2 protein-coding genes are annotated in these 751 nt (G+C 42.3%); both read left to right on the forward strand.

Features of this window, described 5'->3' with window-relative positions; all coding sequences use genetic code 11:
• On the forward strand, window positions 1-654 hold a 654-nt coding region (gene fsa, locus KTF99_RS16850), incomplete at its 5' end, for a fructose-6-phosphate aldolase (protein WP_009299512.1).
• A 1-nt stretch (window position 655) separates the two neighbouring features.
• Window positions 656-751 (forward strand): hypothetical protein (locus KTF99_RS17765; protein ID WP_147333311.1); only part of this gene is annotated, 96 nt, incomplete at its 3' end.

Below are 751 nucleotides of genomic sequence, written 5' to 3' on the forward strand. Positions count from 1 at the left end.
ATGAGATTTTTTTTAGATACGGCTAATGTCGAAGAAATAAAAAAAGCAAATGATATGGGGGTTATTTGTGGTGTTACTACCAATCCCTCTATTATTGCTAAAGAAGGTCGAGACTTTAATGAGGTAATTAAGGAGATTGCTGCAATTGTTGACGGTCCTATCAGCGGAGAAGTCAAAGCCACAACTGTTGATGCTGAAGGCATGATCAAAGAAGGCCGGGAAATTGCAAAAATCCATAAGAATATGGTTGTTAAGCTTCCAACTACTGCTGAGGGCTTGAAGGCATGCCGGGTACTGTCTGGTGAAGGGATCAAAACAAATCTGACATTGATTTTTAATGTTCCGCAGGCAATCCTGGCAGCCAGAGCCGGAGCAACCTATGTTTCTCCATTTGTTGGAAGAATCGATGATATCTCGATGGACGGACTGCAGCTGATCAGAGATATTGCCGCAATATTCAAAACGCATGATATCAAAGCGCAGATCATCTCAGCCAGTGTCAGAAACGCCTGTCATGTTATCGAATGTGCTAAAGCCGGAGCGGATCTGGCAACTGTTCCTTACAGTGTTATTGAACAAATGCTGAAACATCCTTTGACTGCTGAGGGGATTGAAAAATTCCAAAAAGACTATCGAGCAGTATTTGGAGGCTAATATGGAAGCAGTTGATAGAAAAACAGTCAGTACCATTAGAGCATTATGCGCTGATACTGTTGAAAAGGCAAATTCAGGACATCCGGGACTGCCTTTG

It is taken from the genome of Erysipelatoclostridium sp. MSK.7.34 (assembly GCF_019041935.1).
GTDB classification, from domain to species: Bacteria; Bacillota_I; Bacilli_A; order Erysipelotrichales; family Coprobacillaceae; genus Thomasclavelia; species Thomasclavelia ramosa.